This window comes from Frigoribacterium sp. NBH87 (assembly GCF_014217665.1).
Lineage (GTDB): Bacteria > Actinomycetota > Actinomycetes > Actinomycetales > Microbacteriaceae > Frigoribacterium > Frigoribacterium endophyticum.
This window is the reverse complement of record NZ_CP043650.1, coordinates 2,103,039-2,116,956: the sequence shown is the minus strand read 5'-3', so window position 1 is coordinate 2,116,956 and position 13,918 is coordinate 2,103,039. Positions and strand designations below refer to the sequence as shown.

Genomic DNA, 13,918 nt, shown 5'->3' with positions numbered 1-13,918 from the left:
TCTCTGTCGTCCCGCGGAGTCGCGCCGCGGCGCCCCCGGAGAAGAACCACGTCCTCGCCGCCGAACCAGGCCGCGGCGTGGTTCGGCCGCGAGGACGTGGTTCGTCAGTGCGGGCAGCGGCGTGCGGCGTGCGGCGGCGGGCGGCGGGCAGCGGGCAGCGCGACGCGTCAGCGCCAGCTGACGCCGGGCGCGACCTCGCCCGAGCCGCGCGGCACGAGCCGGGTCGGCACCACGACGCACCGCGGGGGCTCCCCCGCCGCGAGGGCGAGCCGCGCCGCCTGGCGCCCCATCTCGACGGTGTCGTGCGCGACGACCGTCACGCCGAGCACGTCGGCGAGGTCGAAGTCGTCGAAGCCGACGAGCGCCGGCGGCACCGCGAGGCCGCGCAGCGCCGAGAGCGTGCCCGTCGTGACGCGGTTGTTGCTCGCGAAGAGGGCGGTGGGAGGCTCGGGCAGCGCGAGCAGGTCGCTCACGCCCGAGCGGGCCGAGGCCGCGTCGTGCCGGTCCTCGCGCACCCACCGGCGCCAGTCGTCGACGCCCGCCGCGGTCATCGCCTCGCCGAAGCCGGTGAGCCGTTCGTGGTGCGTCGAGAGCCGCGAGAAGTCGCCGACGAAGCCGATCCGTCGGTGCCCGTGGGCGAGCAGGTGCTCGACGGCCGTGCGGGCTCCGGCGACGCTGTCGAGCAGCACGGTGTCGGCCTCGAGCCCGACCGGCGGGCGGTCGACGAGCACGACGCGGACGCCGCGCTCCTGCACCGAGGCGAGCTCCGCGTGGGAGGCGCGGGTCGAGACCACGACGAGCGCCCGCACCTGTCGCGAGACGAGCTCGTCGACCAGCTCGCGCTCCGGCACCGGGTCCTCGTCGGTGCTGGCCACGACGAGCTGCATGCCGTGGCCCCGCAGCTCCTGCTCGATCCCGGACGCGATCGCCGCGTAGAACGGGTTGGCGAGGTCGCCGGTGACGAAGCCGACCACGCTGGAGCGGATGCCGCGGCGCAGCATGCTGGCCATGCTGTTCAGGCGGAAGCCGAGGGCGTCGGCGGCCTCGACCACGCGCCTCCTCGTCTCCTCCGCGACGTGCGGCTCGCCGTTCACGGCGCGCGACGCGGTCTTGAGGCTGACGCCGGCGCGGGCGGCGACGTCGACGAGCGTCACGGCTGCTCGGGGGGCCGCGGAGGCCCCCGGCAGCGCGCCAGCCTGCTCGTCGCCCGGGATCATCGGCACAGTATGGCAGCGCGGCCGATGCGGACCCGGGGCGTTCGCCGGGACCGGGGCGGGAGCCCTGCCGGGCGGCCGACCCGCGACTCCCCCCGGCCGCGGAGCGCTACTGGAAGGTGATCTGGTCGTCCGTGCCGATGGTCATCTGGTAGCTGACGGTGAACGGGACGTCCTCGTCGATCGTGTAGCGGCGGCCGTCGAAGAGCGACTGGGCCTCGACGACGAGGTGGGCGGTGCCGGGGGTCTCCTGCACGAGCCACTGGCTGGGCGTCGCCGACGGCACGACGGCGAGCTGCGGGTGCTCGACCATCGACCAGACGGGGTCGCTGGTGACGCGGTCGTCGACCTGGCGGCCGAACGGGCAGCCCGCGGGCAGCAGCACCGACTGCGTGACGCAGGTGTCGTCGAGCTGGTCGTCGAGCTGGCCCTGCAGCTCCTCCGCGAAGGAGGCGCGGGCCACGGTCGCCACGGTCGCCGACGAGGTCGAGCCCACGCCGAGCACGCTCGCCACGACCGTCGGCGCCTCGAGCCAGGTGCTCTCGTGCGACAGCTCGAAGCGCGAGGGGGCGAGCACCGTGAAGCGCGTCGCGACGTCGCCGCCGGCGGTCGTGACGACGCGGCCGTCGACCGTGAAGCGGGGGTCGTGCTCGGGCGTCACGCTGAGGATGGCCGTCGGCGGCTGCGCGAAGCGCCAGGCCTGGAAGACGCCGAACCGCGTGCCCGCCCTGGTGAGCACGAACTGCGACTGCCCCTCGACGCCGTCGAGCGTGTAGCCGAGGGTGACCGTGCGCGTGCCGTCGCCGAGCGAGAGCTGCGAGACCTCGTGCACGTCGTCGAGGCCGCCGAGCGAGGGCACGTCGAGCAGGGAGTCCTCGAGCTCGTCGGTCTGCTCGACGCCCGCGAGGGTGAGGGCGCTCGAGGTGTCGCCGCGGTCGACGGCGTCGAGGTAGCCGCGCGCGAAGCCGGCGGCGCCGTAGAGGGTCGCGTTGAGCGCCGACACGGTCACGACGAACCCGATCACGACGAGGAGGGCGGCCCCGCCCCAGATCGCGACGAACGGCCAGCGGCGCAGGGCGGGTCTCCTCTCCCCCACAGCAGAAGACATCTCCACAGCATAGGTCGGAGCAGGTCACGGCGAGCCGTGCCCGAGAGGAGTCGCGGGTAGATTGGGTGCTCCGGCCGCGGTCGCCGGGGCCGGTCGCCCCGGCCTCGCCGCGCCTCCCCCTCGCCCCTGATCAGCCTCGTGCCCCGGAAGGTCGTCCCGCCCGTGCCAGTCGCCCTCTCCGCCGAGCAGCAGGCCGTCTTCGACGCGATCGAGAACTCGCGCGAGAACGTCTTCGTGACGGGCCGCGCGGGCACCGGCAAGTCGACGCTGCTCAACCACCTGTCGTGGAACACCTCGAAGCAGATCGTCATCTGCGCGCCCACCGGGGTCGCGGCGCTGAACGTCGGCGGGCAGACGATCCACTCGCTCTTCCGCCTCTCGATCGGCCTGATCGCCGACCACGACATCGAGCAGAAGAGCGAGCTGCGCAAGCTGCTCAACACGATCGACACGCTCGTCATCGACGAGGTCTCGATGGTCAACGCCGACCTGATGGACGCGATCGACCGCTCGCTGCGCCAGGCGCGCCAGCGCCGCGCCGAGCCCTTCGGCGGCGTGCAGGTCGTGCTGTTCGGCGACCCGTACCAGCTGCCCCCGGTGCCGGGCGACCTGGAGGAGAAGTCGTACTTCCGCGACAACTACCGGTCGATGTGGTTCTTCGACGCGCACGTCTGGCAGGAGGCCTCGCTGCGCATCTACGAGCTGGCATTCATCCACCGGCAGACGGCGGGCGACTTCAAGGAGATGCTGAACGCCGTGCGGCACGGGCGCGTGACGGCCGAGATCGCCGGGGCGCTGAACGCGGCCGGGGCGCGGCCCGCTCCGACCGACGGCTCGGCGATCACGCTCGCGACGCGCAACGACACCGTGACCCGCATCAACAAGGTCGAGCTCGAGCGGCTGCCCGGGCGCGTGCTGACGGCGCGCGCCGAGGTGAGCGGCGAGTTCGGCGGCCGGGCCTACCCCGCCGACGACGCGCTCGAGCTGAAGCCGGGGGCCCGCGTGATGTTCCTGCGCAACGACCCCGACCAGCGCTGGGTGAACGGCACGACCGGCACGGTGACGAAGGTGCGAGACACGGTCTTCGTCGAGGTCGACGGCGAGGAGCACGAGGTGCAGCCGGCGGTGTGGGAGAAGTTCGCGTACTCGTGGTCGGCGACGACGAAGCAGCTGAAGAAGGACGTCGTGGCGGAGTTCACGCAGTTCCCGCTGCGGCTGGCGTGGGCCGTGACGATCCACAAGTCGCAGGGCAAGACGTACGACAGCGCGGTCGTCGACCTCGGGTCACGGGTGTTCAGCGCGGGGCAGACCTACGTCGCGCTGAGCCGCATCACGACCCTCGAGGGCCTCTACCTGACGCGGCCGCTGCGGCCGGCGGACATCATCGTCGACCTCGACGTGCGGCGCTTCATGAGCCAGTCGACGCGCGTGCCCGCGATCCGCGCCGCCGAGGACGCCGCGACCGCGTAGCGCCCGGGTCCGCGCGCACCGGCGCGGCACCGTACTCACGGAGACACCCCCTTCTCGCACGGGAACCCCGCCGCGGCGGGGTTCCCGTGCGAGAACAGGGTTCGTGAGCGAGGAGGGGCGCCGGCGCGCTACGCGGCGGCGGCGGCCTTCGCGGCGGCGAGCTCGACGAAGAGCTCGGTGCTGAAGCGGTAGGCGACCACGACCTCGTCGATCACGCGCTCGCGCTCGTCGGCGGTCCAGTCGACCGCGTCGAGCTGCTGACGGTAGGTGCCCTTGAACTCCTTCGGGCGGGCGATCTCGGCGAAGAGGAAGAACCCGACGCCGTTCGTCTCGAAGCCGAACTGGCGCTGCATCAGGGTGCGGATGATCTGGCAGCCCGACAGGTCGCCGAGGTAGCGCGTGTAGTGGTGCGCGATGAACCCGCCCACCCACGCGGAGGCGCTCTCGATGCGGGCCACGTACCGGGCCGTCACGGGCAGGGGCTCGATGCGGCGCCTCCACCCCTCGCCCAGGAGGAACTCGAGGTCGGCGCGGATCGCGGGCAGCCGCGTCAGCGCCGGCGACAGGAACGGCCGGGCGACGGAGTCGCCCGCCCACCGCTCGGCGACGCGCTCCAGGGCCTCGTAGACGAAGTGGTGCTGCGCGAGCATCTGCACGTAGTCGTCGCGGGTGCCGCGGCCGGTCATCAGGTCGGTCATGAACGAGCAGCCCGCGTCGACGCCGGAGGCGCTGGCCGAGGTGCGCTCACGGAGGGCCTGCGAGAAGGGGATGACGACGGACATCGCTCCCACCTCCGATCCGGTCGGCGACCCGGCACGAGGCCGGTTAGGTGAGCCTAACCATAGCCGGGGAGGCGCGGGTCGGCCAGGGCCGCGCCCTGGAGTCCGCCGTGAACGTGCGCCCTAGCGGCGGCCCCGCCGGGAGCTGCGGCTCAGCGGCGGCGACGACGCTCGGCGCCGACCGCGGTCAGCACGAGCAGCGCGCCGGCGACGAGGTGCGTGACGTCGTCGCCGAGGTTGAGCGCGAGGTAGTTCGCCTCGGTGTCGCGCACCAGGAACCCGGCGACGCCGAAGACGACGAAGAGCAGGCCCACCGCGAGGTTGATCGAGCGGGCGGCGGCACGGCCCGAGGCACCGGCGATGATGAGCGCAGCACCGGTCAGCACCCAGATGACGATCAGGGCGGGGTTCACGTTCCACGGCCCGAGGGGCGCGCCCTCGGTGCTGACGAACGACCCCATGTCTTCTGCGAAGAACCCGACGGCGCCGAGCAGCAGCACGACGGTGCCGATCGTCAGGGCCAGCGCGCGGTTCGGCGACTCGCGGATCGTGGGCTCGTAGGCGGCGGGCGTCGTCGTGGTCGTCATCCCTCGATCATGCCAGGTGGGCCGGGGGCCGCGCACGGCGCGCTGGCCCGCGGGAGGTGCGGTGCCATGATCAGGGGCATGCCCCCGCTCCGCCTCGTGGTCGCCGTCAACCCCTCCGCCTCGACCGGCCGCCGCCGGGGGGTCGGCGACGGCGTCGTCGCCGCCCTCCGCGACGCGGGCCACACGGTGGCGCCCCTGCAGGAGGAGTCGCACGCGGCCCTCGTCGACGCCGTCCGCCGCGAGCTCGACCGGGGCGCCGACGCCCTGGTCGTCGTCGGCGGGGACGGCATGGTCGCCCTGGGCGTCGACCTCGTGGCCGGGACGCCGGTCGGGCTGGGGGTCGTGCCGACCGGCACCGGCAACGACATGGCCCGGGCCCTCGGGCTGCCCCACGACGACGTGGCGGCCGCCACGCGCCTCCTCGTCCACCGCCTCGAGCGACCCGCGACCGTGATCGACGCCGGCCGGGTGACGCGCGGCGACGAGTCGACCTGGTTCGGCTGCATGCTCTCGGCCGGCTTCGACGCCGTCGTCAACGAGCGCGCGAACCGCCTGCGCTGGCCGAGGGGCCGTCGACGCTACGACCTGGCGCTCGCGCTCGAGCTGCTCGCGCTGCGCCACCTCTCGTACCGGCTGGAGATCGACGGCGTCGCGTCGGAGGTGCGGGGCACCCTGGTCAGCGTCGGCAACGGCCAGTCGTTCGGCGGCGGCATGCGGGTGCTGCCGCACGCGCGGCTCGACGACGGGCTGCTCGACGTGCTCGTCGTCGAGCGGCTCACCCGGCTGCAGTTCGTGCGGCTGTTCGCGCGGGTCGCCGCCGGGACGCACCTCGACGACCCGCGGGTGCACGTCCACCGGGCCCGACGGGTGGTGATCGAGTCGGACGACGTCGTCGCCTACGCCGACGGCGAGCGGATCGGCGCGCTGCCCGTCACGGTCGAGGTCGCGCCCGGGGCGCTCCGGGTCTACGGCGGGCCCGGCCTCTGAGGCGGTGCCGGGTGGGGTGCGGACTGCCGCACCTGACCGTCTCCTGAGAGCGACGAGCGGGACCAATCCGTGTCGGTCCCGGTGGCGAATCCCTTGCACCCCACCGGGAACCACAGAAAAGGACCTGATCATGAACGCCTTCACCCGCAAGCGCATCACCAAGGTCGGCCTCGGCCTCGTCGCCTCCGGCGCACTCGTCTTCTCGCTCGCCGCCTGCTCGATGGACGACACCTCGTCCACCGGCAGCTCGTCGTCGTCCTCCTCGGCCTCGTCCGAGCCCAGCGCCGCCGCGACCCCCGTCGCCTCGCTGCCCGACCTGAGCAAGGGCGTCGACACCCAGGTCGCCGTCGACCAGTCCTTCGTCGACGCGCTCACCAGCCTCGGCCTGACCCCCGGCGTCGTCGGCACCGCGACCTTCACCGACGGCTCCTTCGCCTTCCCGATCACGGGCGGCAACGTCGACTACTACGACCCCGCCAGCGACGTCCGCCCCTACGTCCAGGGCGAGATCGACCACGACGGCTCCGGCCTGTCGCTGACCGCCGCCGACGGCACCGTCGTCGAGCTCACCGACTTCCGGATCGACCCGGGCGAGTCGAAGCTCTACGGCACCGTCACCGCCAACGGCACCGTCGCCGCCGAGGACGCCTACCTCTTCAACCTCTACGGCGGCTCGCTGAAGCCCCTGCAGACCGAGGGCGACAACGCGATCCTCGAGGGCACCACGGTGCACGTCAGCCCCGACGCCGCCGCGCTGCTGAACCAGACCTTCAAGACCGACGCCGTCCAGGACGAGATGCTCGTCGGCGTCGCGAAGATCACCGTCGCCACCAAGTAGCACCCAGGGGCTCGCGCCCCGACGACGGAAGGCCCGCCCTGCTCGTGCAGGGCGGGCCTTCCGTCGTCGAGGCACCTGGTCGCGGGTGCCGGGGCCGGGCCGGCTCAGCCCTCGGGCGAGCTGATCTCGACCGGCGTGAACTCGTCGGCCTCGAGGGGCACGAGCGCGACGGGGCTGCCGCCGCTCGGCGTGGTCACGGGGTCGGGGCCCGAGATCAGCAGGCCACGTCGGCCCACGTCGGCGACCAGCGCCTCGTCGGTCAGCTCGTCGCCGTGCCACGGCTCGTGCGAGACGAGCATCTGGCTCGACGGGCCGAGCAGCAGCTGGAAGCGACGCTCCTCGCCGTCGACGTCGATGCCGGGCAGGTCGACCGAGTCGGAGCGCCCGCGGAGGGCGAGGGCGCGCGCGTAGGCGACCACCGCCTCCGCGATGTCGTCGCCCGTGACCACGTGGCCCTCGACGTAGTGGAGGCGCTTCACGGCTGGGCCACGGCCTGGGGTGTCTGCATGCCCCTCACGCTACGCGCGGATGGTCGTGAGCCCTCGGCCGTCCGACGACGGCACACCCTGTTCGCATCGGGGACGACCAGCCTGCCTGGTCCGGTGCCGCCTCCCTAGGTTGGGGAGGCGCCGTCGCACGACGTCGCGCACGACACTGCGAGGCTGGCCGATCCTCGAGGAACGAGGAGACGTGAGCACCAGCACGACCACGACCACGACCACGACCGACCTGGCGTCTGCCGGGCTCGACGAGGACGCGAGCAGCTACGTCTCCGACCCCGAGACGCGGCCCGTGCGCATCCAGGGCTACCCGAAGCGGCGCCCCGCGCGCGACGCGCGCCTCGCGGTGGTGCCGCCCCTCGGTCGGCGCCGGTCGGTCGCCGCCGGGCCCTCGTACGGCGACTTCTTCGCCGACGCCTCCCCCGCGGCCGCGGGCGGCTCCGTCGACGCCGGCGCCTGACGCCTGACTCCTGGCGCCCGCCTGAGGGCGGGCAGCCGCCCCACCCGCCTCGCCCCGCGACCTACGCGCGCTGCAGCGTGTCGCGTGGGTACTCCCCGAAGCGCTTCACGTACGCCGCGCTGAACCGCCCGAGGTGCGCGAACGCCCAGCGGCGGGCCACCTCGGCCACCGTGACGCGGTCGGGCGACCCGGCCCGCAGCTCCTCGTGGACGCGCTCGAGGCGCACCCCCCGCAGGTACTCCGTGGGCGTGGTCTCGAGGTGGCGGCTGAACGACTGCTGCAGCCCCCGTGCCGTGAGGCCGGCGTGCTGGGCGACGTCGGCGGCCGTGATGGGCAGGTGGGCGTGGGCGTGCACGTACTCGACCGCGCTCCGCAGCGAGGCGTTCCGGGGCGCGAGCAGCGCCTCCGGCAGGCTCGTCGACGAGTGGCTGAAGGTGTCGAGCATCGCGACGGCGGCGAGCCGGGCCATCTCGGCGCGCATCATCGGCGCGATCTCGCCGCCGAGGTAGGTCTGGGCGATGAGCCGCACCGTGCTGTTCCAGGTGCGGAGCGCCGCGGGCGAGGGCGGCACGGAGTGGTCGAAGTGGAGCGAGCCGGGGGCCGCGCCCTCCCGCTCGGCGGCGACCTCGTGCAGCAGCACGTCGTCGACGTGCACGAGGTTCTGCTCGAAGTCGGCGTAGCGGAACGAGAACGGCCGCCCGTGCGGGAACATCACGGGCACGCCGACCTCGATGTGCACCTCGTCGCGCCCGAGGTCCATCACGGCACGGCCGCGGCTCAGCCACTGGACGATGTGCTCGCCGGGGGGCTCGATCGTGCCGGTGATCTCGCCGGAGAACTTCGAGGTGCGGAGCGTCAGGTCGGGGTCGCCGGTGGCGGAGTGACGGTACGAGAAATCGAGCTCCGTCGCGCGCGCGACGAGCCCTGTGCCGTTGTAGCCCTGCTCGAAGACGGCGACGGCCTCGTCGAGGTCGGTGCCGGCCGCTTCGATACGGACGCGATCGTCGCCCTCGTCACCCATTAGACACGAGTGAACAACGAGGGAGGCGCGGGTGACAACTCGGGGAGGGGGGCTTGACCGAGGGCGTCGCCCCGTGCATGCCGCACAGCCCGGTCGCAGCGAGCCCTCCGGTGGCGCCCGGCCCCCGGGCGTACGGTCAGCCCATGACCACTCTGGACGACATCGACCTGACCACCCTCCGCGGCGAGCACACGCGCTTCGGGGCCTTCACCGACAAGGTCGTGCTGGTCGTGAACGTCGCCTCCCGCTGCGGCCTGGCGCCGCAGTACGAGAAGCTCGAGCAGCTGCAGCGCACCTACGGCGAGCGCGGCTTCACGGTCGTGGGCTTCCCCAGCAATCAGTTCCTGCAGGAGCTCGGCTCGGCCGAGGCGATCGACGAGTACTGCTCGGCGACCTGGGGCGTGACCTTCCCGATGATGGAGAAGGTGCGCGTGAACGGCAAGGCGGAGCACCCGCTCTACACGGAGCTCAAGAAGACGCCCGACGCGGCGGGCAAGGCCGGCAAGGTGAAGTGGAACTTCGAGAAGTTCGTCGTCACCCCCGACGGGGCGGTGCACCGCTTCCGCCCGACCACCGAGCCCGACGACCCGGCGGTCGTCGCGGTGATCGAGGCGGCGCTGCCCGCTCCCGCCGGGGCGTAGGCCCGGGCCCGGCCGGCTCGGGCCTGCGCTCGGGCCCGGGCCCGGGCCCGGGCCCGGCCTCCGGTCAGGCGACCGTGGTGGCCACGACCGGGGGCACCGACGTCGCCCGGCGGGCGGGCACGGCCGACGACACGAGCGCCAGGGCCGCGGCGGCGACCACGAGGGCCACGACGAGCCCGACGGGCACCTGGGGCACCACGAGCTCGCCGGCCGCCGAGCCGAGCAGCGACTGCGCGCCCGCCCAGCCGTAGACGACGCCGAGCAGCAGCCCGAGCAGCACCGCGGCGACGGTCATCTGGGCGGTCTCGAGCAGCACCATCAGCCGCACCTGGCGGGCGGTGGCGCCGAGGGTGCGCAGCAGGCCGATCTCGCGGCGGCGCTGCAGCACGCTGAGCGACACGTCGTTGACGAGGCCGACGGCGGCGATGAGGGCCGAGAACCCGACGAGCGCCGTGACGACGAGGAGGGTCGTGCTGAACAGCGCGTCGAGCTCGGCGAAGTACTCCGGGTCGGCGGCCGTCATGCTCTCGATGACGGCGCGCAGCGTGCCGAGGGCGACCGCGAGGGTCGAGACGAGCGTGACGCCGATCACGATGCCGACCGTGGCCCGGGTGCTGCGCTCGGGGTGGCGCACGGCGTTCTCCGCCGCGAGCCGGGCCACGGCGCCGCCCCCGGCGAGCCGGCCGACGCCGCGCAGCGCGAGGGGCATCACGAGGTGTGCGCCGACGACGACCCCGGTGAACGACACGACGCCGCCGAGGAAGGCGACGACGACCCCGGTCGCGTCGGCCAGGCCGGTCACGACGCCGGCGGCCAGCAGCGCCCCGCCGGCGACGACGAGGGCGGCGCTGACGACGGTCCGCAGCACGCGGCGCGGGGCCTCGTGGGCCGGCGACTCCTGCGCCGTGCCGATCGCCTGCAGCGGCGTGACCGCGAGCACCTTCCGCGAGCCCACCCAGGCCGCGGCGAGGGTGGTCGCGACGACCACGACGGCCGGGGCCAGGGCGGTGGCCGACACCACGGAGTACGGCAGGTCGGGCAGCGTGCCGCGGCCGACCAGCACGGCGACCGCGACGACGACGAGCACGCTGCCGAGCACCGCGCCGAGGGCGGCGCCGACGAGGCCGACGACGAGGCCCTCGCCCGCGACGGCACGACGCTGCTGACGAGAGGAGGAGCCGAGGAGGCGCATCAGCGCGATCGTGGAGGTGCGGCCCGCGACGATGGTCGCGAAGGTGTTCGCGGTGACGACGGCGCCGACGTACAGGGCGATCCCGATCACCACGACGGCGACGACCCCGAGCATCTGGCCGACGGTGGCGCTGTCGCCGGCGACGGGGTCGGCGCGGAGGGCCTGGTCGAGCACCCGGGTCGCGCCGACGAGGGCGACGCCGAAGGTGGTGGCGAGGGTCGTGACGAGGATGCTCGGGCGGTGCTCGGCCAGGAGCTCGCGGGCGCTCACGCGGCGGCCTCGAGCTCGAGCATGACGGCGGAGACCTCGGCGGGCGTGCTGCGGCCGACCTCGTGCACGACGCGGCCGTCGGCGAGGAAGACGACGCGGTCGGCGTAGCTGGCGGCCACCGGGTCGTGGGTGACCATCGCGATGCTCTGGCCGTGCTCGCGCGACGCCGCGGCGAGCACCTCGAGCACGGCGCGCCCGGTGCGCGAGTCGAGGTTGCCGGTCGGCTCGTCGGCGAAGACCAGGTCGGGCCGCGTGGCGAGGGCGCGCACGATGGCGACGCGCTGCTGCTGTCCGCCCGAGAGCTGGTGGGGCCGGTGGCCGAGGCGCTGGCCGAGGCCGAGGGTCTCGACGAGGCGGTCGATCCAGGCGCGCTCGTCGGCGTCGGGGCGCCGCCCGTCGAGGCGGAACGGCAGCTCGACGTTGCCGGTCACGTCGAGGGTCGGCACGAGGTTGAACGCCTGGAAGACGAAGCCGACGCGGCGGCGACGCAGCAGGGTGAGGGCCGTGTCGTCGAGGTGCGTGATGTCGGTGTCGCCGAGCAGCACCTGCCCCGAGGTGGCGGTGTCGAGGCCGGCGGCGAGGTGCATGAGGGTCGACTTGCCCGACCCGCTCGGCCCCATCACGGCGGTGAACTCGCCGGCGCGGAGCTCGAGCGACACGCCTCGCAGCGCCTCGACGCGGCCGTCGCCCCGGCCGTAGGTCTTCGAGACGTCGGCGAGGCGGGCGACCGGCGCCGCGCCTCCGGCGGGGGCGGACGGGGCGGAGGAGTCGCGGGCCGGCTGTGCGGGGCGGGCGGCGGTGGGGTGCGTCACGAGGGGGCCTTCCGGGGAGGAGGTGGGAGGGGAGTCGGGGGGGGCGAGGGGGTGCGGGCGCGGGGTCAGCCGCGGAGCGTGCCCGAGCCGTCGTCGCCGGGGACGGGCTCGGCGGTGGTCCAGCCGAGCCAGCGGTCGCCGACCTGCGCGGTGACGCGGCCGTCGCCACAGCTGACGAGGCCCGTCGCGGGCAGGTCGTCGGGCAGCACCTCGGGCTCGAGGGCGGGGCCGCCGAGGTCGCCGTCGACGGGCTCGCAGGCCGTGAGGTCGACGCCGTCGGCGCTGGTGAAGCTGATCTCGTAGCCCGGCTGCGAGGTGTGCAGGCGGACGTCGACGTCGCGGGCGTCGGAGGGCACCCACTCGGGCAGGAACCAGGCCACGTCGTCGGAGTTCGACGGGCGGGGCGCCTCCCCGGCGGTGTCGAAGTGACGCTCCTGGACCGGGGCGGAGCCGACGGCGGCGAGCGCCGCGTCGGTGATCGCGGAGCAGCCGGTGAGGGCGACCACGGAGACGGCGGCGGAGGCGACGAGCGCGAGGCGGGCGGCGCGGCGGGCGGGGCGACGGACGGGGCGGACGGGGCGAGCGGCGGGGCCGGGGGCGGAGGTCTTCTGCATGGGATCCATCGTCGCCGCGGGGCGGGGACGGCCGACATGACGGCACCACCCGGAGCGGGACGGGGGTTGTCCCCCCCTCGCCGGCGCCCGCGCTGCCGAGCCGCCCAGTAGTGGGGGTATCTCGACGGTCGAGATTCACGGAACATGAGAGGCACGGGGAGGCCACGGACGGCGTCCCCACCCCGACCGGGCGCCGACAGGCCGCCCCCAGACCGGAGCACCATGACGATGACCACGGCCACGGACGGCCAGACCTCGACCACCCTCCCGGCGCCCGACGCGGCCTCGCCCGTCGACGAGACGGAGCTCGGGCACGACCCCGAGCTCGACCCCGAGGTCGACGAGGACCCGCTCGCGGCCCTCGACCGGCCGCCGTTCTCCGAGGTCGACGCGGAGCTCGACCTCGACCGCCTGCTGAACTCGTTCCGGCTGCTGATGCTGCACCACTCGCGGGTGCTGAGCCACCAGGGCGGTCAGCACGGGCTCGGGCTCACCGACCTGCGGTTCCTGTTCTACGTGTCGGCCGCGGGCGACGCGGTGACGCCGAAGCGCGCCGCGGAGTACCTCGAGCTCTCGAGCGGCGCCATGACGAACCTGGTCGACCGGCTGATCGACAGCGGGCACCTCGACCGTCGCCCGAACCCGGGCGACCGTCGCAGCGTGATCGTCAGCCTCACCGAGGAGGGCCGCGCGGCCGCGATCGAGATCGCCGGCGTCTACCGCCGCTCGTTCAGCGAGGTCTTCAGCGCGCCGCAGTACCGCGGCATGGCGGACGCCTTCCTCGACTTCGGTGCGGCGCTGGACCGCAACGGGGCGCTGCCCTCCGAGTAGTCGCGTCGCGCGTCCCCGCCGCGCCGCGTCCCCGCCGCGCCGCGCCGCCACCGCGCCGCGTCCCCGCCGCGCCGCGTCCCCGCCGCGCCGCGTCCCCGCCGCGCCGCGCGCCGGCCAGCACGAGACGGTCCAGGAACGTCGATCCACTCCGGAGTGGAGGACGACCCCCGGTGGAGGATGAGCGGGTGCCCGCTCCTCCACTCCACAGTGGAGAACGACGCCGACGGAGGACGCCCGCGTTCCCGCTCCTCCACCCCAGAGTGGAGCACGGCCCTCGGGGCGAACAGCGCCCGGACTCCCGCTCCTCCACCCCAGAGTGGAGCACGGCCCTCGGGGCGAACAGCGCCCGCGGTCCCGCTCCTCCACTCCAGAGTGGAGGACGACTTCGGGGAGACGTCTTCTCAACCCCCGCTGCTCCACTCCAGAGTGGATCGACGTTTCTCGACCACGACGTCCTGGCCGGCCACCGCAGCAGCGAGCCAGCCGCACCGCGCCGGGCGACGACGTCGAGGTGACCCTTCCTGGGGCCTCCGTGCGGAGGAGGGCCCAGGAAGGGTCACCTCGATGCGCGGCGCGGCGCGGCGCCGGCGCCGG

Annotated in this window: 15 protein-coding genes; 6 read left to right on the top strand and 9 right to left on the bottom strand. The window is 74.3% G+C overall.

Features of this window, described 5'->3' with window-relative positions:
• Positions 1-167: 167 nt before the first annotated feature.
• Together F1C15_RS09915 and F1C15_RS09910 are read right to left on the bottom strand one after the other, a co-directional pair.
• On the bottom strand, positions 168-1,217 hold the full coding sequence (locus tag F1C15_RS09915; RefSeq protein WP_185230926.1) for a LacI family DNA-binding transcriptional regulator: 1,050 nt from the start codon (positions 1,215-1,217) through the stop codon (positions 168-170).
• Positions 1,218-1,323: 106 nt separating this feature from the next.
• Positions 1,324-2,322, bottom strand: a complete 999-nt coding sequence (locus F1C15_RS09910; protein ID WP_185230924.1) for a hypothetical protein — start codon at positions 2,320-2,322, stop codon at positions 1,324-1,326.
• Between the two features lie 162 nt (positions 2,323-2,484).
• Here F1C15_RS09910 and F1C15_RS09905 point away from each other — a divergent pair, with 162 nt between their 5' ends.
• Entirely contained in the window at positions 2,485-3,792 is a 1,308-nt protein-coding gene (locus tag F1C15_RS09905) for an ATP-dependent RecD-like DNA helicase (RefSeq protein ID WP_185230922.1), read from the top strand.
• Positions 3,793-3,920: 128 nt separating this feature from the next.
• Here F1C15_RS09905 and F1C15_RS09900 read toward each other — a convergent pair whose 3' ends face one another.
• Positions 3,921-4,574 (bottom strand): heme oxygenase (biliverdin-producing), encoded by a 654-nt coding sequence (locus F1C15_RS09900; RefSeq protein WP_056058575.1) that lies wholly within the window; start codon positions 4,572-4,574, stop codon positions 3,921-3,923.
• Between the two features lie 149 nt (positions 4,575-4,723).
• A complete protein-coding gene (locus F1C15_RS09895; RefSeq protein WP_082514681.1) occupies positions 4,724-5,158 on the bottom strand; it encodes a DUF4383 domain-containing protein in 435 nt (144 codons plus the stop codon).
• Between the two features lie 78 nt (positions 5,159-5,236).
• On the opposite strand from F1C15_RS09895, the gene F1C15_RS09890 reads away from it, so the two are divergent.
• Positions 5,237-6,145, top strand: coding sequence for a diacylglycerol kinase family protein (locus F1C15_RS09890; protein WP_185230920.1), 909 nt, complete (start codon positions 5,237-5,239; stop codon positions 6,143-6,145).
• A gap of 130 nt (positions 6,146-6,275) precedes the next feature.
• Positions 6,276-6,983, top strand: coding sequence for a hypothetical protein (locus F1C15_RS09885; RefSeq protein ID WP_185230918.1), 708 nt, complete (start codon positions 6,276-6,278; stop codon positions 6,981-6,983).
• 104 nt (positions 6,984-7,087) lie between these two features.
• On the opposite strand, the gene F1C15_RS09880 is transcribed toward F1C15_RS09885, so the two are convergent.
• A complete protein-coding gene (locus F1C15_RS09880) occupies positions 7,088-7,462 on the bottom strand; it encodes a hypothetical protein (protein WP_056058571.1) in 375 nt (124 codons plus the stop codon).
• A gap of 211 nt (positions 7,463-7,673) precedes the next feature.
• Between F1C15_RS09880 and F1C15_RS09875 the strand changes: the two genes are divergently transcribed.
• Positions 7,674-7,943: a hypothetical protein gene (locus tag F1C15_RS09875; protein WP_185230916.1), complete on the top strand. Its 270-nt coding sequence runs from the start codon at positions 7,674-7,676 to the stop codon at positions 7,941-7,943.
• 61 nt (positions 7,944-8,004) lie between these two features.
• On the opposite strand, the gene F1C15_RS09870 is transcribed toward F1C15_RS09875, so the two are convergent.
• Entirely contained in the window at positions 8,005-8,964 is a 960-nt protein-coding gene (locus F1C15_RS09870) for an AraC family transcriptional regulator (protein ID WP_185230914.1), read from the bottom strand.
• Positions 8,965-9,107: 143 nt separating this feature from the next.
• Here F1C15_RS09870 and F1C15_RS09865 point away from each other — a divergent pair, with 143 nt between their 5' ends.
• Entirely contained in the window at positions 9,108-9,605 is a 498-nt protein-coding gene (locus F1C15_RS09865) for a glutathione peroxidase (protein WP_185230912.1), read from the top strand.
• A 64-nt stretch (positions 9,606-9,669) separates the two neighbouring features.
• On the opposite strand, the gene F1C15_RS09860 is transcribed toward F1C15_RS09865, so the two are convergent.
• From F1C15_RS09860 to F1C15_RS09850, 3 genes are all read right to left on the bottom strand, one after another.
• A complete protein-coding gene (locus F1C15_RS09860) occupies positions 9,670-11,067 on the bottom strand; it encodes an ABC transporter permease (RefSeq protein ID WP_185230910.1) in 1,398 nt (465 codons plus the stop codon).
• Positions 11,064-11,735, bottom strand: a complete 672-nt coding sequence (locus F1C15_RS09855; protein ID WP_056059283.1) for an ABC transporter ATP-binding protein — start codon at positions 11,733-11,735, stop codon at positions 11,064-11,066. The genes F1C15_RS09860 and F1C15_RS09855 overlap by 4 nt, the downstream gene beginning before the upstream one ends.
• 209 nt (positions 11,736-11,944) lie before the next feature.
• Positions 11,945-12,493 carry a hypothetical protein gene (locus F1C15_RS09850; protein ID WP_185230909.1) on the bottom strand — a complete coding sequence of 183 codons (549 nt, stop codon included), beginning with the start codon at positions 12,491-12,493 and terminating at the stop codon, positions 11,945-11,947.
• Between the two features lie 228 nt (positions 12,494-12,721).
• On the opposite strand from F1C15_RS09850, the gene F1C15_RS09845 reads away from it, so the two are divergent.
• Positions 12,722-13,324: a MarR family winged helix-turn-helix transcriptional regulator gene (locus F1C15_RS09845; protein WP_219731539.1), complete on the top strand. Its 603-nt coding sequence runs from the start codon at positions 12,722-12,724 to the stop codon at positions 13,322-13,324.
• Positions 13,325-13,918 lie beyond the last annotated feature (594 nt).

Coding starts and splice junctions, on each gene's coding strand:
- F1C15_RS09915 (WP_185230926.1), bottom strand. CDS start 1,217: ATGATCCCGGGCGACGAGCAGGCTGGCGCGCTGCCGGGGGCCTCCGCG.
- F1C15_RS09910 (WP_185230924.1), bottom strand. CDS start 2,322: ATGTCTTCTGCTGTGGGGGAGAGGAGACCCGCCCTGCGCCGCTGGCCG.
- F1C15_RS09900 (WP_056058575.1), bottom strand. CDS start 4,574: ATGTCCGTCGTCATCCCCTTCTCGCAGGCCCTCCGTGAGCGCACCTCG.
- F1C15_RS09895 (WP_082514681.1), bottom strand. CDS start 5,158: ATGACGACCACGACGACGCCCGCCGCCTACGAGCCCACGATCCGCGAG.
- F1C15_RS09890 (WP_185230920.1), top strand. CDS start 5,237: ATGCCCCCGCTCCGCCTCGTGGTCGCCGTCAACCCCTCCGCCTCGACC.
- F1C15_RS09885 (WP_185230918.1), top strand. CDS start 6,276: ATGAACGCCTTCACCCGCAAGCGCATCACCAAGGTCGGCCTCGGCCTC.
- F1C15_RS09870 (WP_185230914.1), bottom strand. CDS start 8,964: ATGGGTGACGAGGGCGACGATCGCGTCCGTATCGAAGCGGCCGGCACC.
- F1C15_RS09865 (WP_185230912.1), top strand. CDS start 9,108: ATGACCACTCTGGACGACATCGACCTGACCACCCTCCGCGGCGAGCAC.
- F1C15_RS09850 (WP_185230909.1), bottom strand. CDS start 12,493: ATGCAGAAGACCTCCGCCCCCGGCCCCGCCGCTCGCCCCGTCCGCCCC.
- F1C15_RS09845 (WP_219731539.1), top strand. CDS start 12,722: ATGACCACGGCCACGGACGGCCAGACCTCGACCACCCTCCCGGCGCCC.